This is a genomic window from Bradyrhizobium sp. Ken51, from assembly GCF_055807435.1.
On the sequence record NZ_JBVVPB010000121.1, the window covers coordinates 1 to 740 of the forward strand.

The 740-nt window shown below is 65.5% G+C and carries 1 protein-coding gene; it reads right to left on the reverse strand.

Features of this window, described 5'->3' with window-relative positions:
* Window positions 1–711, reverse strand: a 711-nt coding sequence (locus AC0L27_RS41085; protein ID WP_473323791.1) for a hypothetical protein, incomplete at its 3' end; no start/stop codon positions are given.
* Between the last annotated feature and the right edge of the window lie 29 nt (window positions 712–740).

The window sequence follows — 740 nt, forward strand, 5'->3', positions numbered from 1 at the left end:
TAATCTCACCGTCTGCCGAAGCGTCCGGCTCGAGCTTAACATCGAAAAGCCCCCCAGCGTCATCAGCAACACACCTAGCCAGGTGACCGTCCAGCTGCGCGGCTCGTCGCGCACCTCTTCATTGCGCGCGCCCAGCGGCATAGCTGGAGGTGAGACGGCTCGCGCGGCCGCGGCAAGCTTCTCCACGTCAACTTGGGGCGGCCCGCGGTGCTCGGGCGTGAGCTGGCTGGTGGGAAGATCCGCGGCGGGTGCCGCCGCCATCAGGGCCGGCGTGCCCGCATCGAAAACAGAATTTGCATCGGCCACCTTGACTTCGCGTGCCGGCCTCGGCTGAGCCCCCTCGGCCGGCGATGAGCTTGGCGACTCCGCGCGCGCATCGATCACGGGGTTCGCCCTTTGCTGCTCGGTCTCGTTCTCGACAGACCTGGCGCCGCGGTTGGCCACACGACCATGAGCCGGTTTTCGCAGCGTTGCGATGCCCTCGGCCAAAAACCAGCATTTGCGATGACCGTCCCGCCGATACACCCAGTGCTGGCCGGCGGCGGGCGAGCTGCCGGGTCGCGGCAAACATTCCGCCTGCGCCGAAGAGGTTGCAGCGGGCTCGCGCGGAGCAATATTGAACAAGGCGGTAAAAGAGTCGGAGCACGCTGGTGTCGGAAGGCCTCCGACAAGGACCAAACCGGCGAAGTAAAATCGCAAATGACGGGACATCGAAAACTCCCGGTGTTGCGCCCCCTACT